The 23,486-nt window shown below is 27.6% G+C and carries 16 protein-coding genes; all 16 read left to right on the top strand.

Going from position 1 to position 23,486, the window contains the following annotated elements; translation table 11 throughout:
• Positions 1-44: 44 nt before the first annotated feature.
• The 16 genes from AWT63_RS02985 (at position 45) to AWT63_RS02910 (ending at position 23,482) form a co-directional block, all read left to right on the top strand.
• Positions 45-3,611, top strand: a complete 3,567-nt coding sequence (locus tag AWT63_RS02985) for an OmpA family protein (RefSeq protein WP_068268353.1) — start codon at positions 45-47, stop codon at positions 3,609-3,611.
• A gap of 130 nt (positions 3,612-3,741) precedes the next feature.
• On the top strand, positions 3,742-6,258 hold the full coding sequence (gene clpB, locus AWT63_RS02980; RefSeq protein ID WP_068268352.1) for an ATP-dependent chaperone ClpB: 2,517 nt from the start codon (positions 3,742-3,744) through the stop codon (positions 6,256-6,258).
• A 345-nt stretch (positions 6,259-6,603) separates the two neighbouring features.
• On the top strand, positions 6,604-10,743 hold the full coding sequence (locus AWT63_RS02975) for a hypothetical protein (protein ID WP_068268351.1): 4,140 nt from the start codon (positions 6,604-6,606) through the stop codon (positions 10,741-10,743).
• Complete coding sequence (locus AWT63_RS02970; RefSeq protein ID WP_068268350.1) at positions 10,737-11,258, top strand: GNAT family N-acetyltransferase; 522 nt, start codon at positions 10,737-10,739, stop codon at positions 11,256-11,258. Before AWT63_RS02975 ends, AWT63_RS02970 begins: the two co-directional genes overlap by 7 nt.
• A 47-nt stretch (positions 11,259-11,305) precedes the next feature.
• Positions 11,306-11,545, top strand: a complete 240-nt coding sequence (locus AWT63_RS02965) for a type B 50S ribosomal protein L31 (protein ID WP_068268349.1) — start codon at positions 11,306-11,308, stop codon at positions 11,543-11,545.
• A 61-nt stretch (positions 11,546-11,606) separates the two neighbouring features.
• Positions 11,607-12,230 (top strand): uracil phosphoribosyltransferase, encoded by a 624-nt coding sequence (upp, locus tag AWT63_RS02960; protein ID WP_068268348.1) that lies wholly within the window; start codon positions 11,607-11,609, stop codon positions 12,228-12,230.
• Positions 12,231-12,326: 96 nt separating this feature from the next.
• Positions 12,327-12,809 carry a tRNA (adenosine(37)-N6)-threonylcarbamoyltransferase complex ATPase subunit type 1 TsaE gene (gene tsaE / locus AWT63_RS02955; RefSeq protein WP_068268347.1) on the top strand — a complete coding sequence of 161 codons (483 nt, stop codon included), beginning with the start codon at positions 12,327-12,329 and terminating at the stop codon, positions 12,807-12,809.
• A complete protein-coding gene (tsaB, locus tag AWT63_RS02950; RefSeq protein WP_068268346.1) occupies positions 12,778-13,443 on the top strand; it encodes a tRNA (adenosine(37)-N6)-threonylcarbamoyltransferase complex dimerization subunit type 1 TsaB in 666 nt (221 codons plus the stop codon). The genes tsaE and tsaB overlap by 32 nt, the downstream gene beginning before the upstream one ends.
• A gap of 79 nt (positions 13,444-13,522) precedes the next feature.
• Entirely contained in the window at positions 13,523-14,413 is an 891-nt protein-coding gene (gene ftsY, locus AWT63_RS02945) for a signal recognition particle-docking protein FtsY (protein WP_068268345.1), read from the top strand.
• A 12-nt stretch (positions 14,414-14,425) separates the two neighbouring features.
• Complete coding sequence (gene pta / locus AWT63_RS02940) at positions 14,426-15,430, top strand: phosphate acetyltransferase (RefSeq protein WP_068268344.1); 1,005 nt, start codon at positions 14,426-14,428, stop codon at positions 15,428-15,430.
• A gap of 1 nt (position 15,431) precedes the next feature.
• Positions 15,432-16,634 (top strand): acetate/propionate family kinase, encoded by a 1,203-nt coding sequence (locus tag AWT63_RS02935; RefSeq protein ID WP_068268343.1) that lies wholly within the window; start codon positions 15,432-15,434, stop codon positions 16,632-16,634.
• A gap of 289 nt (positions 16,635-16,923) precedes the next feature.
• The gene (rlmB, locus tag AWT63_RS02930; RefSeq protein WP_068268342.1) at positions 16,924-17,622 is read left to right on the top strand and encodes a 23S rRNA (guanosine(2251)-2'-O)-methyltransferase RlmB; all 699 of its coding nucleotides are present in this window, start codon (positions 16,924-16,926) and stop codon (positions 17,620-17,622) included.
• Positions 17,623-17,638: 16 nt separating this feature from the next.
• The gene (gene leuS, locus AWT63_RS02925; RefSeq protein WP_068268341.1) at positions 17,639-20,203 is read left to right on the top strand and encodes a leucine--tRNA ligase; all 2,565 of its coding nucleotides are present in this window, start codon (positions 17,639-17,641) and stop codon (positions 20,201-20,203) included.
• A 66-nt stretch (positions 20,204-20,269) separates the two neighbouring features.
• Positions 20,270-21,256, top strand: a complete 987-nt coding sequence (locus AWT63_RS02920; protein WP_068268340.1) for a mannose-1-phosphate guanylyltransferase — start codon at positions 20,270-20,272, stop codon at positions 21,254-21,256.
• Entirely contained in the window at positions 21,249-22,685 is a 1,437-nt protein-coding gene (locus AWT63_RS02915) for an oligosaccharide flippase family protein (protein WP_068268339.1), read from the top strand. The genes AWT63_RS02920 and AWT63_RS02915 overlap by 8 nt, the downstream gene beginning before the upstream one ends.
• Complete coding sequence (locus AWT63_RS02910) at positions 22,631-23,482, top strand: glycosyltransferase family 2 protein (RefSeq protein ID WP_082680424.1); 852 nt, start codon at positions 22,631-22,633, stop codon at positions 23,480-23,482. Before AWT63_RS02915 ends, AWT63_RS02910 begins: the two co-directional genes overlap by 55 nt.
• The last annotated feature ends 4 nt before the right edge of the window (positions 23,483-23,486 follow it).

The following is a 23,486-nucleotide window of genomic DNA, read 5'->3' as shown; positions in this document are numbered from 1 at the left end:
AGTGATATAATTTTGCAATTATATTAAAAGGGGATTGAAAAAACATGATTAAAAATTTAAAAGGAGTTCTGTATAGAAACAGAATCAGTTTTGATAGAAAAACTTTGATAATGTTTCTTATTACAGGAATGGTGTGCTTTGCACAACCCACCACTGGCAAGACTAAAGATGGAGAAGGAAATGTTCAATTTGGAGATGGCAGTAGTATAACTACGAGCACTGTCGGTGTAACTCTTGTAGGTGCAAAATCTAAAGCAACTCAAAACTATATAGGAATATTTGGATACAACTCAGAAGTAAAATCTGTATTAGGAAATGCGATGGGATATGGAGTTAGTATAGGTGAACAATCTGTATCTGCATATGCTTTGGGGACACAAGCGTCAATTGGGAATAATGCGAAAAATTCTTATGCTTTAGGACAAAAAGCAACTGTTGGTACAGGTTCTGAAAGTGCTTATGCAATAGGAGATGGAGCTTCTATAGGAAATATGGCACTTTTTTCATATGCTATAGGAACAGATACTAAAGTTAATGTGTCGAATTCATATGCAATAGGAAATTTTACAACAGTATCCGGAGAACAAACTATAGCATTAGGAAATGAAATAACAGCTACTAAGGAAAACTCAGTTTATTTAGGACATAGCAGTAGTTATACAGATACTGGATCTATTTCAAAAGGTCTGGAACAAACATATAGTAGTCAAAGTGTTGACGGATTAGAATTAAAAAACTTTGCAGGTACAACTAATGGTATAGTAACTATCGGATCACAAGGTAGCGAAAGAAGATTGCAAAATGTATCAGCGGGATTAATAGATGAACAAAGTACAGATGCTGTAAATGGATCTCAACTTTATTCTGCAACAGTTGCGTTAAATAGTAAAATTAAAGAACTTGATGAAATTGTAGTAAAATATACAGATAAAAACAAAACGAAGGTAAAACTTGGTAAAGATAATGGAGATAAAGTTACATTAAGTGGTATTAAAAATGCTACTCAAGATGATGAAGCTGTAAACTTAAAACAATTTAATGACAAAATTAATGAATTAACAGAAAAAGGTTTAATATTTGCTGGAAATACGGGAACACATAAGGTTAAATTGGGGGAGACTGTAACTATTAAAGGTGGTCATACAACATCAGATGTAGATGCTAAAAATGTGAAAACGGAAATAAGTGACGGTATTTTGACTATTAAATTTGCTAATTCTCCTGAATTTACAAAAGTAACAGCAGGGACAGGGACAAACAAAGTTGTAATTGGAGAAACAGGAGTACAATTTGGTGATTTAGTATATATTAATGGTTCTGGACTTAATGCAAATAGTAAAAAAATAACAAATGTAGCAGATGGAACGGTGGATACTAATTCTAAAGATGCCATAAATGGAAGTCAATTGGATAAGGTAAAAACAGAGTTAAGTACTAAAATAGATAAAAATGAAAAAGCTATTAAAGAGTTAAAAAATGATATAGAAGGTAATAACTCTCAAATGGAGGAAAATACAAGAGCTATTGCTGATAATAAATCAAAAATGGAAAGTAATACACAAAAAATTAAGAAAAATAAAGAAAGTATAGATAAAAATAAACAAAAAATAGAAGAAAATGAAAATGGTATATCAAGTAATAAAACGAGAATTGGTGTAAATGAACAAAATATACAAACAAATAAAGGTGATATTGTAACAAATAGAGAAGAAATAGGTAAAAATAGAACATCTATTTCAAATAACATGATAGCAGTAGCTAATAACAAAGATCAAATAGATAAAAATAAACTAGCTATTGATGAAAACAAAAAAACGATTGCTGAAAATAGTAAACAAATACAAGAGAATAAAACGAAAATAGAAGATAATACCAATAAAATAGCTAAAAATACAGAGAATATTGCTAAAAACGCAGAAGATATAAAAGCAAATAAAGAAAATATAGCCAAAAACGCAAAAAGTATAGAAGACAATAAAGCAAATATTGCAAAAAATGCTAAAGCTATTGATGAAAATAAAGCGAAAATAGAAGCTAATAAAAATCAAATAGACAAGAATAAGCAAGATATAAAGAATAACAAAGAAAAAATAGACAAAAATGAACAAGAAATAGAAAAAAATAGAAATAATATAGATGGTAATAAAAAAGAAATTGCTGTAAATAAAGAAAACATAAAAACAAATACAGACAGTATTGAAAAAAATAGAGGTGAAATAGATAAGAATAAAACTTCTATTGCAAATAATATGACTAAAATAGCTGAAAATAATGCAAAAATAGTAAATAATACATCTAAAATAAATACAAATGAAGCAAAAATTAAAAATATTGAAGAAGAAATTGCTAACAAAGGAAGTGTAAAATCACAAACATTAACGCTTTCAGGTAATAATGAAAGACTATTTGGAAGTGCAGATCTTACAATAGAGTTAAAAGATGATTCGATAGATGAGAAACATTTAAATAAAAATCTTAAAGATAAAATAAATAATGCAGCAACAAAGGAAGAACTTAAAGAAGTTTCTAATAAAGTTACAAAAAATACGGAGAAAATAACCGAAAATACAGAATCAATAAATAAAATAGAAAAAGAATTGAAAACAACAAATGAAAAGGTAGATAAAAATACAGAAAAAATACAAAAATTAGATGATATAGCTGTAAAATATGATAGTATTACAAAAGATAAAATAACATTAGGTGGAAATGGACATAGTGCTGTAAAAATAACAAACTTGGCAGATGGAAAAGAAAATAGTGATGCGGTAAACTATAGTCAATTAAAAGACATAGTAAATGGAGATATAAAAGCAGGAGAAAAAAGAGGAGTATCAGGAGATAAGATACATAAAGAATTTGTAAAAGTAAGAGAAGAAGCAAAAGAGATGTCAAAACAACTAAGTGGAGGAATAGCAACGACAATGGCAATGGCAAGTATTCCACAAGTAGGAGATAATAAATTATTTAGTATAGGAGCAGGAGCAGTCTATTACAATAAACAAGGAGGATTTGCACTTGGAATAAGTGGAACAGAGCCATCAAATACCTTTGTATATAAACTAAGTGCAGGTATAGACACACAAAAAACATTTGGAGTATCAGCAGGATTTAATTTAAACTTTATTCCAAATAAAAAAGCACTTACATTAAATAATAATACAACATATGGTGCTGATAAGATTTCAAAACTTGAGGATAAAATATCAAAACTTGAAAAAGAAAACAAGGAAATAAAAGAAATTGTTAAAGAACTTAAACAAAATGGTGGAGTAGGATTTAAAGAAAGACTGTATGTTATAGATCAGTTTGTGAATGATAAATTTATGCCAACAAAAGCTCAGATTGCAAAACTTAAGGCAATAGTAAAAGAAATTAATGAAAAATATCCTGATAGAATAATAGATATAACAGGGCACACTGATATAAGTGCTGGAGAAAAATATAATTTAAGATTAGGATTAGCTAGAGCAAATAAAGTATCTGAACTAATGATAAGTTTAGGTTTAACAAATCAACAAAATATAAGAAAAGTTTCGAGCTTAGGATTTAATAATCAAGTAAATAATGGGAATTTTGCAAATAGAAGAGTTGAAATAGTTGTTAAATAGTTTAAAATTGGAGAGTTTAACTCTTCAATTTTTTTTATTAAAAACTATTGACAATAATTAAGAAAGTGATATAATAAATTTATTAGCACTCTAGTGCATTGAGTGCTCAAAAAAGGAAAGGTGATAATTTATGAATAAAAAGTTTACAGAAAAAGCTAATTTATCTTTATCTGAAGCAACAAATTTCGCCATAAAATATTCAAATCCTGAAATAAGGTTGGAACATTTGATGCTTGCTTTAGTTGGTCAACCTTCAGGTTTAATACCAAATATACTTACAAAAATGGGATATGATATAAAGGAATTTATTGATAAACTTCAAGATGCTATAAATAGATTTCCAAAGGTTAATGGAAATGCAAATCCAAGTCCTAATGGAGAACTTAGTCGTGCTATTGTTAAGGCTGAAGAAATAGCAAGTGACATGGGCGATGAATATATAAGTGTAGAACATTTATTTTTATCTTCATTGAATATTAAAGATATGGGTGTAGATAAAAAACAGTTTATGAACGCATTAAAGAACATAAGGGGAAATAAAAAAGTAACTAGTGAAAATCCAGAAGATAGCTATGAAGTGCTTGAAAAATTTGGAAGAGATTTAGTTGAACTTGCAAAATCTGGTAAAATTGACCCTATAATCGGTAGAGATGATGAGATAAGAAGAACTATACAAATCTTATCAAGAAGAAATAAAAATAATCCTATATTAATTGGTGAACCTGGAGTTGGTAAAACAGCTATTGCAGAAGGTATAGCTTGGAGAATATTAAAAGGTGATGTGCCTGAAAATTTGAAAGACAAAACTATATTCTCTCTTGATATGGGAGCTTTAATTTCAGGAGCTAAATATAGAGGAGAATTTGAAGAAAGATTAAAAAATGTAATTGATACACTTGAACAAAGTCAGGGTAAAATCATCTTATTTATTGATGAAGTACATAATATTGTAGGTGCAGGGTCTTCTGAAGGTTCAATGGATGCCTCAAATTTACTAAAACCTATGCTTGCAAGAGGTGAAATAAAAGTAATAGGAGCAACAACTTTAGATGAATATAGAAAATATATTGAAAAAGATGCGGCTCTAGAAAGAAGATTTCAGCCTGTATTAATTAATGAACCTACAATAGATGAAACTATATCTGTTTTAAGAGGTTTAAAAGAAAAATTTGAACAATTTCATGGGGTGAGAATATCTGATAATGCTGTAGTTAGTGCGGTTACTTTAAGTGATAGATACATATCTGACAGATTTTTGCCTGATAAAGCAATTGATTTGATTGATGAAGCTTGTGCTAAATTAAAAACTGAACTTGATTCAATGCCAACAGAACTTGATGAACTTACAAGACAAGTAACTCAACTTGAAATTGAAAAACAAGCATTGAAAAAAGAAGATGATGAAGCAAGTAAAAAGAGATATGTTGAACTTGAAAAAGATTTGGCAAATAAAAAAGCTAAAAAAGATGAATTATTATCTCTTTGGGAAAATGAAAAAAAACAAAGTGAAAAATTAAAGGAAGTTCAAACTAAACTTGAAAAAGCTAAACTTGATTTTGAAGAGTATACAAGACAAATAAATTATGAAAAAGCAGGAGAGATAAAGTATAAAGTAATTCCTGAACTTGAAAAACAATTGGAAGAATACAAGAAAAACGAAAATGAAGCAATGCTTAAAAAAGTTATAACAACAGAAAATATTACTCAAGTAATTGCTAAATGGACAGGCATTCCTGTATCAAAATTAATGGAAGAAGAAAAGGAAAAAATATTAAAATTAAATGAAAATATTAAATCAAGAGTTATAGGTCAAGACGATGCAGTTGATACGATTTATAAAACAATATTAAGATCAAGAGCAGGACTTAAAGATCCTAATAGACCTATAGGTTCTTTCATATTCTTAGGACCTACAGGAGTAGGTAAAACATATCTTGCAAAAACTTTGGCATACAATTTATTTGACGATGAAAATAATATAGTAAGAATTGATATGAGTGAGTACATGGATAAATTCAGTGTAACAAGATTAATTGGGGCACCACCAGGTTATGTAGGGTATGAAGAAGGAGGACAATTAACAGAAGCTATCAGAAGAAAGCCTTATTCAGTAATATTGTTTGATGAAATAGAAAAAGCACATCCGGATGTATTTAATTTATTACTACAAGTATTAGATGATGGTAGACTTACTGATAGTAAAGGAAAAATAGTCAATTTCAAAAATACTATAATAATAATGACATCTAATTTGGGAAGTCAAGATATATTAAGTAAAAATGAACAAAATGTTCAGGAAATTTTGAAAGCACATTTTAAACCTGAATTTTTAAATAGAATAGATGATATTGTTGTATTTAGAGCACTTGATTCACAAAATGTTAGAAAAATTGTAGAATTATGTATAAAAGATGTTGCAAAATTATTAGAAGATCAATTTATTGAGCTTGAATATACAGATGCAGCATTAGATAAAATTGCTAAAGATTCATATAATGAAGCATATGGTGCAAGACCAATTAAAAGATATATTCAAAGAGAATTAGAAACTGAATTGTCTAAAAAAATATTAAATGGTGAACTTAAGCAACATGGAAAAATATTACTTGATTCAAAAAATGATGAATTAATATATATTGTTAAATAAAAAAATAACCTTATAAAGTTTAAATTAAAGGCTTTATAAGGTTTTTTTTATAAAATTAAAAACAGTTTGTTTTGATTAAAAAATAGAAATAAGTTAAAAAAAGATTAGATGAGGAAGATGTTGAATGGTCCAATTTATAGTTAATTATCAAATGTTCTTTGCGTTATATTTATTAAAATTAATATATATTTTTTGATACAATTTTTTTAACAATGTTATTAAAAAATTTAATTTTGGAGGTGATGAAATTACCCTGAAATAAATGTTATTAAAAAAAATATATACCTTTAAATTTTTTTAATCATGAAACGCAATTATTAAAGATAAGACGAAAAGAGAAAAAATATGAAGAGAAATAAAAAATTACTGCTGTCATTAGCAGCCCTAAGTGCGTCAATAATGACATATGCAAAGGTAGAAGATAAAATAAAAGCAGAAGTGACATTTGGAATTGATACCCATTTTGGAGCAGATGGGGCAGAAAAAGCATCAAGAATGGCACTTCCAGCAATGGATCTAATATTTGCCAAAAAAGTACAAGACTATGACAAAAAGAAAGAACCTAAAAATCAGAGTATAGAAAAACAAGTAGAGAAAAAAACAATAGATTATTATGTACCTAAATATCCAGAGAATAGAGACTTAGAGTTAGCAATAAGATATATATCAAAAGAATACAAGTTTAGAAAAAGACTTGGAATAAAACTTAGCGAAGATTATTTTGGATTAAGATTAGGATTAGATGTAATAGGAAAAGATAATGATTACGAAAATTTTATTGAAAAAAATGAAATAGATAAGTTAAGATTAACATTAACATCAGAGAACAAGTACTTAAATGGAACATTAAAGTATTATGTAATAGGAGAAGAAAAGAAAAAGTATGGAATAGATAAAATAGAAGAAGAAAAAGAAAAAATAGGAAACAAAGAAGTAGACTACAATGTAACATTTAATCCATTAGCAGATTATCCGATACAAGCTTTTGTAAATGTAAGAGGTCAAGGTAAAAGAGCAGAGATAAATCCAAGCTTGGGAGGCTCATACAAAGGTTTTTACTTTAACGCAGGACCGGTGTTTGCGACCAATAGAGAGAAGTTAGATATAAATGAAGAAATAGAAAATATATCATATGCAGCTCCAGGATACGATAAAATAGAATACTTTAAGAAATGGAAGAAGAAAGAAAGAGTAGATTTAAGTACAAAAGAAAAATATGATGCAGATCACGCAGATTTAGAGAAGGCAGAGGTATCGGGATACAAAGGGACATACAGACTACTTGGATATTATTCAGGCTCACTATTTGGAGACAGTCCTGTAAAGTTAGCAGTAAATACTTTTTTAGATGAGATACATAAAAATTCTGAAACTAAAAAGATTTCAAAACTTTTAGAGGAACTTGAAAACGGTATAACTCTTAGTGGACATCTTATTTGGGATGGGATAGCGTTACTTAAAAACAAAAGTATTATACAAGATGCAGTTACAGAAGGAACAAGTCTATACACTTCAAAAAAAGAAGTATTAAATGGAATACTAACAACAGTGACTAGCAAATTATTAGACAGAGCAGGAATAGGGTATGGAAGAAAGACATCACATTTAGGACTAATAAAACAAGTTCCCAATGACTTTAAACAGCTATTTCCAGGATTAACATCCAATTTTGATTTTTTTGAAATAAATCCAGGGATACTAGATCCAACTTATCTATATTTTAATGGATTTACATATAATGATCCCAATATACCAGGAACCTTAATTAATAAGCCTAAAACGCTTGGTTTAGCAAATGAAAGATCAAAAACAGAAATGCCACAAGCATTAACTGTATCTAACAAAGATTATGAACTAACAAATCGTTGGCATTATCTTGGAGAAGATTTATTTAATTATTCACTTCCAGATTTTGATAAATATTATAGACTTAGTAAGTTAAAAAAAGAGTTTCCAAATTCAAGTCCAGGTGCAAGTGAAATATTGGGATACATTTTTCGTGCGAGTAAGAGAATACTGGTTGCTGATGCAGTAACAAAAATATCAAATATATTAAAAAATCCTTATGAAATGAGAGGAATAGACCTTACAAGAGCAATGTATTTTCACGCGAGTGAAAAAGAAAAGAATATATTTAAAGTAGAAGAAACACTTGCGAAAATAAAAACAGAGTTAGATGAAATAAAAGAGTTAAAACAAACAAATAATATATCAGCAAAATTAAATGCAGGTTATGTTGGAAATGGATATAGAATTGATTTACATTCAAGAATAAATGATAGAACAGATATTAAATCATCAGATGACAAAAAATTAGACTTTACAAAAATCCAACACACAGCAGGAATAAATGTACAAGGAATGTATAAAGGCTTCATAGCTCAAACAAGCTTAGATACAACTTATACTGATGTTAGTTTAAAATATACTAAAAATGGAAAAGATAATAATGCAAAAGAAACAGTATTAAAGTATAAAGATATTAATTTAGTAAGCCAAACATATTTAGGATATAGAATAAAAGTAGGTTCAAAATGGGATATAGATTTAGGATTATCACATTATGGTGAATATGGGTATATAATGCCAGAAACATTTAAAGTGAATGGAGAAGACTACAAACTTAATGTTGTTAAAAGGGATAAAGATGGAAAACCTATAGATTTAGAAGGAAAATCCGTAGATATAAGCACAATGACAGAGAAAAAGCTTGTAGATAAAGCATTTGAGAAAAAAAGTCAAATAAATGATAAAAAAGATGAAAAATCAAAAAGAAAGTTTAATGCAGATGATGCGTTACAAAAAGAGAAGAAGCCATTAGAAAATTCATGGAGAAGCATATACAATATACTATCACCAAAAATAGGAGTAACATATAGACCATATAAAAGTTTTGAGGTAAGAAATGAGTTTCAATTACCAGTAGCATTTAATAAAAGTGAGTTTTCAGGTGTAAATATAATGTATAAGACAGAGTTTAAATATCTGTTGGGAAGCTCAGACTTTGATATATTTACAGACATGAATAAAGCATTTAACTTAAGAACAAAAGGTAAAGTAGACGCAGGAGTAGAATTAGTAGAAAGAAACGGAGTATATGCAAATTATGATATATTTGCAGATTTATCAGCAGCAAAAGTAAGCTTATACGGAAAAGATCTAGATCCCAATATAGATTTATCAATAAACCCATTAGTAGTGAATTTACCACTAAAACCAAGAGTAATAATATCAAAAGAGAATAAAGATATATACTTAAAATATGGAACAGAATTAGAACTAAATAAAGAGACAAGTATAGTAGCAGGAGTACAAAAACAAATAAATAAAGATAAACAAATCTTTAAAAATGACCTACAAAGTACAATAAAAGAAGTATTAGTACATAGAAATAAAAAAGATGAAATAACAGCATTTGATAATAAGTTAAAAGACTTTAAGTTTGAAAATAACTTAAATTACACACTGACACCATTTGTAAATGTAGATAAGATAAGTGATAATTTAACAATAAGAACAGGGTTTTCATCAAAAAGTGGAGAAGCTGTAGTTAAAACCACGAGTATAACAGATTCTGAGTATAGAATAAAAGATGAAGATTTAAAGGCATTAGGAGATTATAAAAATTCAAATTCATATATAACTTATGCACAAGATAAGAATAGAAGTTTTTGGCAAATTCTTGGTGATGCTTGGGTATATTTTGTACCATTAAAAAAATATTCTGATCATAGAGAAATAAATAAAACTGAAATTTTGTTTGATAAAAAGTATAAAGTATATCTTAATTTAGATTATGATAATGAAATTGGGTTTAATGTAAGAACAAATGTTGATTTGGAGTATAACAATGTTAAATATACTTCTAAAGCATTTGAAAAGCATATTGAAAAGATTAAACAAAATGTATATGCTTTGCAAATTAGAGCAAGTAATAAATATATTGATCCACAAGTAAAAGAACAATTTGTTGATCAAAATATTGTATCTTTTGGAAGTAGTGACAATAAACAAAATAAATATGATAAAATAAAGAAAATTATTGAAGAGAGAAATGGAAAAGATTTTGATAATTCATACAAAGATCAAATTATTAAAAAAGTAGAAGAAAAAGTTGAGGATAAAGTTATTCCTGAAAAACCTGTGAGAAATAATTTACAATACAAAAGTATAAACATTAATAGTGATATTCATTTAGGATATAATTTTAAGGTTATAGATGAGTTCTTTATTGGAGTTGGAATAAATCATAAATTAGAGCTTAAGTATGTAATGGTTGACAATGTATTACTAGATGATTTAAAATTATTTGGAAGTAATATGTTGAAAGCAAAAAATATATTATCACCAGAAGTATCGGCAAAATACAATATAATAAAAGGAATATCATGGACATCAAGTATAAATGTGCCGGTAAGTTTTGAAAATGCTAAATATAAGAGAACAAATGTAAATATTAAGACAGGATTTGAGTTTAAATGGTAAAAATAACAACAAAAAGGCTTATATTAAGACCTTTTACTTTAGAAGATTTAGATGATTTTTATGAGTATGCCAAAGTTAAAGGCGTAGGAGAACTTGCAGGTTGGGTACATCATAAGAATAAAGATGAAAGTTTAGAGATACTAAAAATTTTCATAAATAGTGAAGAATATGCTATTGTTTGTAAAGAAAACAATAAAGTTATAGGTTCAGTAGGTGTTAGAGACTGTAGTATTTATGACAATAAGTTTGGTAAAGAAATAGGGTATGTGCTTAGTAAGGATTACTGGGGTCAAGGTTTAATGCCAGAAGCTATAAATAGTATTGTTGAATACTATTTTAAGCAGTTTGATATAGAATATATTAGCTGTAATGCATATAAAAGAAATAAACAGTCACAAAGAGTTATGGAAAAAGCTGGGTTTAAATATTACAAAGATACAAATTTGAAAACAAGATATAATACGGTAGAAGATGCAATAATAACCATAAAATTTAATGTTTACAAAAATAAATAATTGTGATAGTATATATAGGATAATTTGAAAGAGAAAGGAGTCGACAAATGAAAAAAGGATTACACCCTGAATACAGATTAGTTGTATTTGAAGACACAAGCAATGGAGAAAAATTCTTAAGTAAATCAACAAAAGTTACGAAAGAAACAGAAACTTTTGAAGGTGTTGAATATCCAGTTGTTAAAGTGGCTATAAGCTCAACTTCACATCCGTTTTACACAGGAAAATCAAAATTTGTTGATGAAACTGGAAGAGTTGATAAATTTAAGAAAAAATACAATTTATAGTATTGGCAGAGTTTTTTGCTCTGCTTTTTTTTAGAGAAATTAGAAAGAAAGAGGGATTACAATGGCAGTATTTGAATTTAATCATCCTTTGATAGAGCATAAATTAACAAATCTTAGAAATGAGGAAACTGATACAAAACTTTTTAGAGAAAGTTTAAATGAAATAGCAGGACTTATGGTGTATGAAGCAACTAGAGATTTAGAACTTAAAGAAGTGGATATTAAAACTCCAATAATGCAAACAAAAGCTAAAGTTTTAAGTAAACCTGTTACAATAGTACCTATACTTAGAGCAGGTCTTGGAATGGTTGATGCTTTATTAGACTTAATACCTATTGCCAAAGTTGGACATTTAGGAGTTTATAGAAATGAAGAAACTTTTAAACCTGTATATTATTATGCAAAAATGCCAACAAATGTAGTTCAAAGTAAAGTTATAATAATTGACCCTATGCTTGCGACAGGAGGTTCAATTGTTTATACAATAGACTATTTAAAAGAATTAGGTGTTAAAGACATTACAGTTATGTGTATTATTGCTGCACCTGAAGGGATAAAAGTTGTAACTGAAAAACATCCTGATGTTTCAATATATGTAGCAGCTATTGATAAAGGATTAAATGAACATGCATATATTTATCCTGGACTTGGAGATGCAGGGGACAGAATTTTTGGAACTAAATAAAAAAATTAACTTAATACGGTGTAATTACCTAAAAATAAAGTAGGGTTTAATCCTACATTTTTTATGGTATAATATAGGGGAGATGATTCTAGGAAAGTGGAATTTAGAAATAAAAGGTTAAATTTTAATGAGATAAATGAAATTATAGATAATTTGTCTAAATTAGTGTGTGCTAATAATAAAAAGAGTTTATGTATAGCACTTATTGGTGATCTTGGCACCGGGAAAACAGCATTTACAAAAAGATTACTAAAAGGTTTAGGTATAGAAGAAAATGTTAAGAGCCCTACTTTTACATATATGATTGACTATAAAACAAAAGATATGAATATATATCACTTTGATTTGTATAGAGTATCAAATGAAGATGATTTATACAATATAGGGTATTTTGACTATATTGATCAAAAAGGATTAGTTATATTAGAATGGGCGGACTTAATTAAGGGAAATGTACCTGAAAATGCCTTATATTTTGAAATTAAACACGATGATATAGATAGCAGATATATTTCAATATATATAATGAAAGACGGTGAAAAAAGATATGTTGATATTAGCACTTACAACTTCGACTAAACTTGCGAGTATTTCTATTTTTGAAAATGATACAATGCTTGGCAATGTCAATATGAATATGCACAAAACACATTCTACTACAATAGTTGAACAAATAACTGACCTATTTGAATGGTCAGAAAAAAGTATAGATGATGTAGATGTAATACTTTTGTCTAAAGGTCCCGGCTCTTTTACCGGCGTTAGAATAGCAATGTCATTAATTAAAGGCATGTATAGTTTATCAAATAAGGTAAAATTATATACGGTTTCAGAATTAGATGCTATATACTACTTAGCTAAAAACTATGCAGATATAGTTGTTGCAGGGATCGATTCCAGAAAAGGAAAAATTTATTATAATATTCATTCAAATGGTACCAAAATAGTTGAAGACAGTATTGGTAATATATATGATTTAATTCAAGAAATGGAAAAATATGATAAAAGCATAGTATATGCCGGAGATATAGCACTTAATTATACAAAAGATATAAAGCATAATAAATTAGTGGAGATAGATCCTAATAGGTTATTGATTGATTCAAGAGTTTATTTTGAAATGTATAAAAAAAATCTATTAAAAGAAGAGAAAATAGCTGAAGTAGTTCCGTATTATTTAGAAAAATCTCAGGCTGAAAAAGATTTTAATTGAATTTAGTAGCTATTTTATAAAGCAAAAATATATAAAGAAAGGAGATGTGTGATATATATTTTATATCATACAAAATAAGATGTCTTTATTAAAACCTAAAAAAGGCTTTTTTGCTAAATTGAAAGAATTTTTTGTTGGCAAACCTATAGACGATAATTTATATGAAGAACTTGAAGAACTTTTAATAAAATCTGATATGGGTATAAAAACAAGTATGAATATTATTGAAAAGTTAGAAAATAATGTAAGTAAAAAAGGATTAAAAGATTCAAAGGAAGTTTATGAAGAAATAGAAAATATTTTAATTGAAAAACTAACAAGTTTTGATAATCAAAATCTTAATATCGAAAATGGTAAACTTAATATTATACTTGTAATAGGTGTAAATGGAGTAGGAAAAACCACATCAATAGGAAAAATTGCAAATATGTTAAAAAAACAACAAAAAAAGGTTGTAATAGGTGCAGCGGATACATTTAGAGCAGCTGCAATAGAACAACTTGAACAATGGGCTGAAAGAGTTGATGTGAAATTAATAAAACAAACAAAAGGTACAGATCCGGCAGCAGTTGTATTTGATACTTTAAATTATGCAATAAACTCAAAAGCTGATGTTGCAATAATAGATACCGCAGGAAGATTACATAATAAAGTTGATTTAATGAATGAGCTATCAAAAATAAAAAAAGTAGTTGAATCAAAACAAGATATTGCAAATATTGAGACACTTTTTGTAGTTGATTCAACAACTGGTCAAAATGGATTAGAACAAGCTAAAGTATTTAATGAAGTTACTAAACTGACGGGTATTATTTTAACAAAATATGATGGTACGGCAAAGGGAGGAATAATATTTCCGATAATAGATGAGATAAAACAACCTATAAAATATCTTGGAGTCGGAGAAGGCATTGATGATTTAAAACCATTTAATGCAGTAGAATTTGTAAAAGAAATATTTGATAAATAAAGGAGTAATAAAATGGCTAAAAACTTAATTGAAGAATTAAAGTTTAAGGTAAAGCAAAATATAAAAACAGTAGTTTTACCAGAAGCAGAAGATGAAAGAGTAATTAGAGCTGCTGCCCAAGTTATTAATGAAGGTTTTGCAAACATAATACTTGTAGGTGAAAATGAAAAAATAAATGCAGATGCAAAAAAATATGGTGTTGATATTTCAAAAGTAACAATTATAAATCCTAAAACATTTGATAAAATAGAAGAATTTTCACAAGAATTACAAGAATTAAGAGCAAAAAAAGGAATGACTTTAGAACAAGCAAGAGCAACAATGCTTTCAGAACCTAGATTTTTTGGAGCAATGTTAGTTAGAAAAGGTTATGCTTCGGGTATGGTTGCAGGTTCAAACTCTCCAACAGCTTCAGTTTTAAGAGCTGCTATACAAGTAATAGGACCTAAACAAGGATTAAAAACGATATCAAGTTCTTTTATTATGTTATTAAACGATGATACTTACGGACAAGATGGTATTTTAATCTTTTCAGATTGTGCAGTAATACCTAATCCTACAGCACAACAAATTGCAGATATATCAATATCAGCAGTTGAAAAAGCAAGAAAAATAGCGGAAATAAAAGATCCGAAAGTAGCCCTACTTACATATTCAACAAAAGGAAGTGCAGAGGGTGATGTTGTAACTAAGATGAGAGAAGCTAGACAAATATTGGAAGAAAGAAATGTAGATTTTGATTTTGATGGTGAGCTTCAACTAGATGCTGCAATAGTTCCTGAAGTTGCAATGTTAAAAGCAAAAGATTCAACAGTTGCAGGTAAGGCAAATGTATTAATTTTCCCTAATTTAAGTGCTGGAAATATAGGATATAAATTGGTTCAAAGACTAGGAAAAGCAACGGCTTTAGGACCATTTGTTCAAGGACTTGCAAAACCTGTACATGACTTATCAAGAGGTTGTAGTGTAGAAGATATAGTAGGTGTAGTTGCTGTAACTACAAGCGAAGGAGAGTAAAATGAAGATATTAGTTATAAATAGTGGAAGTTCATCATTAAAATTTGAACTTATAAATACACAAACAAAACAAAGTTTAGCAAAAGGTATATGTGAAAGAATAGGAATAAAAGATCAAATTTTTACTTATAAAAATCTAGTAAGTGGATTTAAAATAGAAGAAAAACCTGAAGATATGCCAAATCACAATAAAGCAATAGAAGTTGTACTTAAAGCATTACAATATAGTGAACATGGAGTGTTAAAAACTATTGATGAAGTTGATGCTATAGGGCATAGAATAGTTCATGGTGGAGAATATTTTGATGATGCAGTAATAGTTGATGATTCAGTAATAGCAAAATGTGAAGAATTAATAGAGCTTGCTCCGTTACATAATCCTGCAAATGTTATGGGTATAAAAGTAATGCAAGAATTACTTCCATCAAAACCTAATGTAGCAGTATTTGATACATCATTCCATCAAACTATGCCAGATTATGCATATACTTATCCTATACCATTAGAGGATTATAAAGATCTTAAAGTTAGAAAATATGGAGCACATGGGACATCTCATAAATATGTAAGTATGGAAGCAGCGAAAGAATTAAATAATCCAAATTCTAAAATTATTGTATGTCATTTAGGAAATGGAGCTTCAATATCAGCTGTAAAAAATGGAAAAGTAATAGATACTTCAATGGGACTTACTCCTCTTGGAGGTATAATGATGGGGACAAGATGTGGGGATTTAGATCCGGCTGTACCTTTATTCATTATGCAAAAAAGAGAACTAGATGCAAAACAAATGGATCATAGATTAAATAAACAATCAGGATTTTTAGGGATTTTTGGAGAAAGTTCAGACTTTAGAGATATACAAAAAGCTATGGAAAGTGGTAACAAAAGGGCAAAACTTGCATATGAAATGTTTTGCTATAGAGTAAGAAACTTTATAGGAGCTTACACAATGGCTTTAGAAGGTGTAGATGCAATCGTATTTACAGGAGGTATAGGAGAAAATGCAGCTAAGGTTCGTGAAGGAGTTTGCAAGAATTTAGAATTTTTAGGTGTAGAATTAGACTATGAAAAAAATAATCAAAGAATTTCAGGAACTGTTGAATATTCTAAACCAAACTCAAAAGTTAAGGTATACAAAATAGAAACAGCAGAAGAATTGATGATAGCTCTTGATACTGAAAGATTGGTAAAAGGACTATAAAGATAAATATATTGACAACTTTTTATATACAGTGTATTATTTATTTGAAATTTAATATTAAATAAAAAAAGCAAACACCCCAACTAATGTTTAAAAGCACAGATACGTTCTGAATAGTTGGGGTTAATCATTATTTTAATAAATTATGAAAATTAAATATATAAATAAAAATAATTTTATATCCCCAAAAAGTTTGATTTTTGGGATTTTTTATTATATAACAGTAGAAAAAAAAGCCTAAATATACTATAATATCTACATAAATTAAATTATTAGCTTAAGGAGAAAAATGGATAAAATCATAGGAATTAATCCAGTGACGGAAGTATTAAAAACTTCAAAAAATATTGAAAAACTTGAAGTGTTTAAAGGCATAAAAAAAGAATCAATAAAAGAAATATTAAGACTTGCAAGTAGTAGAAATATTAAAATTTTTTATACAAATAAAAGAGAAAATAACTCACAGGGTGTGGTTGCATATATAACAGACTATAATTACAATATAAGTCTTGAAAGTTTATTAGAAAAAGAACTCAAGAAAGAAAAATCAGTTATAGTAATATTGGATCAAATACAAGATCCTAGAAATTTTGGAGCGATTTTAAGATCGTGTGAATGCTTTGGAGTTGGCGGTGTTATTATACAAGACAGAAATAATGTTAGAGTTACTGAAACAGTTGTAAAATCATCAGCCGGAGCTATTGAGTATGTTGATATAACAGAAGTAACAAATATATCAGATACAATTGACAAATTAAAAAAATATGGATATTTTGTTTATGGAACAGCAGCAGATGGAGAGTACTTGTATTCTAAAATAGATTACCCTGATAAAGTTGCAATAGTTTTAGGTAATGAAGGTAGTGGAATGAGAAAAAAAGTAAGAGAACATTGTGATACAACGTTAAAAATACATTTAAAAGGTGTAATAAATTCACTTAATGTATCTGTTGCATGTGGAATACTTCTTTCACAAATAAGTAAATAATTAAAAGGTGGATATAATGAACGAGTATAAATCAAGTATAATAGAAAAAAAGTGGCAAGAAAAATGGGAAAAAGATAATATATTTAAAACATATAATGAAGTAGAAAATAAAAAGAATTATTATGTTTTAGAAATGTTTGCATACCCATCAGGTAAACTTCATGTAGGTCATTTAAGAAACTATACTATTGGAGATGCGATAGCAAGATACAAGAAAATGAAAGGATTTAATGTATTACATCCTTTTGGTTGGGATAGTTTTGGACTTCCTGCTGAAAATGCAGCTATTGATAATGGAGTACATCCTGAAAAGTGGACAAGTAAAAATATTGAAAATATGAAAAAACAGTTAAAACTTATGGGAATATCTCATGACTGGGATAGAGAAATAGCCACATATAAACCGGATTACTATAAATTTAATCAAAAGTTATTTATTGAAATGTACAAAAAGGGTTTAGTTTATAAAAATAAATCATATGTAAATTGGTGTCCAGATTGTAATACTGTACTTGCAAATGAACAAGTAGAACAGGGTAAATGTTGGAGACATGGGAAAACAGATGTTGTACAAAAAGAATTAGAACAATGGTATTTAAAAATAACTCAGTATGCACAAGAATTACTAGATGGACATGAAATGTTAAAAGCAGGGTGGCCTCAAGAAGTAATTGCAATGCAAAAAAACTGGATAGGTAAATCACAAGGAACAAGTATATTTTTTGAACTTGACGGTATAGATGAAAAAGTTGAAGTATTTACCACAAGACCTGATACAATTTATGGAATTACATATTTTGTTATTGCTCCAGAGCACCCTATAGTTGAAAAATATGTATTGAAAAATAAGCCAGAGTTAAAAGAAATAGTAGATTCTATGATAAATGAAGATACTATTTCAAGAGAAGCTGAAGATAAAGAAAAAGTTGGAGTATTTACAGGTCTTTATGGTAAACACCCAATAACAAATGAAAAAGTAGAAATATGGATAGCAAATTATGTATTAATGAATTATGGTACTGGAGCTGTAATGGCTGTACCGGCTCATGACAAAAGAGATTTTGATTTTGCTAAAAAATATAATTTAAGTGTTAAACAAGTAATTGAAGGAGAAGAATTACCTTACGTAGGAAATGGTAAATTAATAAATTCAGGAGAATTTAATGGTGTAGAAAATGAAAAAGCTAAAAAGCTTATTACCGATTATCTAAAAGAAAAAGGTATAGGAGGATATAAGGTAAATTATCGTTTACATGATTGGTTAATTAGTAGACAAAGATATTGGGGAACACCTATTCCTGTAATTTATGATGAAAATAACGAAATAATACTTGAAAAAGAAGAAAACTTACCTGTAAAATTACCTTTAGATATAGAGTTTACAGGTAATGGTAATCCACTTGAAACATCAAAAGAATTTAAAAACGTTGATTTAGGAAATGGTAAAATAGGTAGAAGAGAGACAGATACTATGGATACCTTTGTAGATTCATCTTGGTACTATTTAAGATACACAGATCCAAAAAATCAAATAAAACCTTTTGAAAGTTCAATAGCAAATAAATGGACACCAGTAAATCAATATATAGGTGGAGTAGAACATGCTGTAATGCACTTGTTATATGCAAGATTTTTCCATAAAGCATTAAGAGATTTAGGCTATGTAAATTCTGATGAACCATTTGAAAGACTACTTACTCAAGGTATGGTTTTAGGAAACTCTTACTATTCAAAAAATGAGAGAAGATACTTATTCTCTAAAGAAGTAAAATGGGAGAAAAATAAAGCATATAGTATAAAAACTAATGAAGAATTAGTTGTTAAATTAGAAAAAATGAGTAAATCTAAAAATAACGGAGAAGATCCGGCAGAAATTGTAGCTAAATATGGTGCAGATGCTGCAAGACTATTTGTATTATTTGCAGCTCCGCCTGAAAAAGAACTTGAGTGGAATGAAAATGGTCTTGGTGGAGCATATAGATTTATAAACAGAATATTTTTACTTTTAAATGAAACATCAAGTTTTACAGATAAAAATGAAATAGTATTAAAAAATAGAACAAAAGAAGATGAAAACTTACAAAGAAAATTACATAAAACTATAAAAAAAGTAACTCAAAGTATGGAAGATAATTTCCACTTTAATACTGCAATAGCATCACTTATGGAACTACTAAATGATATGACAACATATAAGCAAGAAGTTATTGATAAATCTAATTTTGGTACTGAATCTAAAAAGATTTGGTATGAAACATTATATAAAACAAGTCTTATGATATCTCCTTTTGCACCACACGTTGCAGATGAAATGTTAGAGGAACTTGGAGAAGTAAAAACAGCATTTGAACTTGATTATCCTATATATGATGAAACTTTTACAAAGGATACGAGTATAACACTTGTTATACAAGTAAATGGTAAAGTTAGGGATAATGTAGTAGTTGATATTAATACAGATGATGAAAAAATAAACGAAATTGCATTATCGCTTGATAAAGTTAAATCACATATTGAAGGTAAACAAGTAGTAAAAATAATTAATGTAAAAAACAGACTAGTAAATATAGTTGTCAAATAGGTTTTACTGATGTAGTCTTTGCTGCATCAGTTTTGCTTATATACCATTTTTAAGGGAGAAAGATTAATGAAAAAGGTTGCTTTAATAATGGCTGGTGGTTCAGGAACAAGATTTTGGCCTTTATCAACAAAAGATAAACCTAAACAATTTTTAAAATTAATTTCAGATAAAACTATGCTTGAGCAAACTATTGATAGAGTAGCTTTAGTTACTGAAAAAGAAAATATATATATTGTAACAAGTAAAAAGTACAGTAAAATAATAAATGAAATTTTACCAGATTTTACTAATATTATAATTGAGCCAATGGCAAAAGATACAGCAGCTTGTATTGGATATTCAGTTATGAATATACTAAAAAAATATAAGGAAGATGTAATTGTAAGTATTTATCCTTCAGATCATTTGATAGAAGATATGGATAAATTTAAAAATTATGTAAAAAAAGCATATGATATAGCTGATAATGGCTATATAGTAACTATGGGAATTAAACCCACTTATCCTGAAACTGCGTACGGATATATTGAATATAGAGGAGAAGATGTTTTAGCATTTAGAGAAAAACCTAATATAGATATTGCTGAAAGATATTTTGAATCAAAAAATTATTTATGGAATAGTGGTATGTTTTTTGTAAAAGCAAGCGTAATGTTAGATGAGATAAAAAGATATCTACCAGAACATTATTACTTACTTTATGATGATAAATTTGAACAATTAAATCCTGTTTCAATAGACATTGCAGTTATGGAAAAAACAAAAATTGCCAAAGTTATAGCTGTTGATTTTAAATGGAACGATGTTGGAAGCTTTAATTCACTTGAAAAAGTATTTGATAAAGATGATACAGGTAGTATAGTAAGAGGCGATACAAAATATGTTTCATTAAACAGTAGTAAAAATATTGTTATAAATGAACAAGAAGGTAAAATTATAGCAGTAGTAGGTATTGATGATTTAATAATTGTAAATACTGAAGATAAATTATTAATATGTCCTAGAGAAAAAGGACAGGAAATAAAAAAAATATCAGGACTTATAAATGAATAATAAAGATAGCCTTTTAAAAGGTACATTAGTTTATACAAGTGCAAATGTTATAACAAAACTTGGTGGACTTGTTTTTCTACCTATAATGACCAGAATTTTAACAGCACAAGAATATGGAATTATAGGGATTTTATCACCAATTACAACAATATTTACAATAATTTTGGGTTTAGGTTTTTATAACGTTTCCATGAAAAAGTATGTTGATTTAAAAGATAATGAAAATGAATTAGGCTCTTTTAATTTCACAATAATATTTAGTATATTTATACTTTGCCTATTTGTTATGGCAATATTATTTTTGCCAATATCAAAAAAAATATTTTTATACATAGTATCAGTAAATTATACATTAATATTAATATCAATAATGATTTCAATGGTAAATGCGTTTAATAATATTGCATTAACTTTGTTTAGAATGAAAAGAAATTACTTTAGAGTGGCTGTTGGATCATTAATATCATTTTTTACTAATTATTTTTTAGCGATATTTTTTATTAAAAAACTAGGACTTGGAGTATTTGGCAATCAACTGGCTAATTTAATAGCTGTTTTTACGTTGTTTGTATATTTTTATATTGAATATTTTAAAACAGTAAAACCAAAATTTTCAAAAAATTATTTGACTTATTCTTTGTATAACGGGATTCCGTTAATATTTATAGAACTTACAGATCAATTAGTAAATTTTAGTGATAGATTGATACTTTCAAAATTTAACATTTCACTTGCAGTTATAGGAGCTTACACTTTAGCATATACTGGTTCAAGAGTTTTAGGAATTATAACAAGTTCTTTTGTGGGTGCTTTTACTCCTGTTTTATATGAGAATATAAAAGCATCAAGTAAAAAACTTGAAAATTTCTTAGCAATATTAATGTTTTTTTGTGTAATTGGTACACTTTTTGCAAATGAAGCAATAACTTTAATATTTCCACCACACTATAAACAAGCAGTATTATATATGCCGATAGTTTTAACAGCTGTTATGGCACAAGCACTTTATGCACTTGATTATTATTTTCATTATAATGAAAAAAGTGCATATATAATATATTTTACTTTATTATCTCTTGTAATAAACGTTGTTCTTAATGTGATATTTATACCTATATATCCACAATATGCAGTAATAATTGCATCACTTACAACACTTATTGCATTTTTAATAAGGGATATATTAGAGCTTTATTTAATAAAAAAATGGTTTGATATAGAATTTAATTATTTTAATTTATTAAAATACCTATTTATTGCATTTAATCCATTAATTTGGTATCTTGCAATTGCTAAAATAAGTATAAATATTATTTTATTAAAATTAATATATATTGTAATTGCTGTTTTATTAACATATAAGGAGGTAAAATCTTGGATAAAATATTTACAATCTTTACTCCTACGTATAATAGAAAAGATAAGTTAAAAAGACTTTATGATAATCTTCTTGAGCAAACGTATAAAGATTTTACTTGGCTTATAATAGACGATGGTTCAAGAGATGGTACAAAAGAAATTATTAAAGATTTTATAGGACTTGATGTTAAGTATATTTATAAATCTAATGCAGGAAAACAAAGAGCATATAACGATGCAATAGAAATTGCCGATACGAAATATTTTATTTGTCTTGATTCAGATGATTATTATACAAGCGATGCTCTTTATAAAATAAAAAAGATACTTGATAAATCCGATGAAAAAATTGCAGGACTTGCCTATTTATCAAAATATGAAAACGGGGATATTATAGGCACAAAATTTAATGTAAAAAGAGCTAATCATTTTGATATATATAATAAATACAAAGTAACTGGGGACAAAGGTTTATGCTTTAAATTGGAAATACTTAAAAAATATAGATTTAAAGTATTTGAAAATGAAAAGTTTACAACGGAAGCATATTTATATAATAAAATAGCAAGAGATTATGAAATGCTTTGCTTAAATGAATATTTAGAAATAAAAGAATACTTAGAAAATGGTCTAACATCAAAATATGACAAACTTCTAACTTCAAATCCTAAAGGTCAAGCACTTTACTATAATGATATGTTTTACCATAGTAAAAATATAGTAATTGCCGCAAGATATATTAAATTCAGTTTAATAGCTAGATATAGTTTTTTTAAGATTTTAAAAGATTCCAATGCAAAACTATGTACTATATTGGCACTACCTGTAGGGATATATATGTATTTAAAATATAAAATGAAAAGGTAAAGGA

Source organism: Caviibacter abscessus (genome assembly GCF_001517835.1).
Lineage (GTDB): Bacteria > Fusobacteriota > Fusobacteriia > Fusobacteriales > Leptotrichiaceae > Caviibacter > Caviibacter abscessus.
Note: the sequence above shows the minus strand (reverse complement) of the source record. Positions and strands in the feature narration are given on the sequence as shown.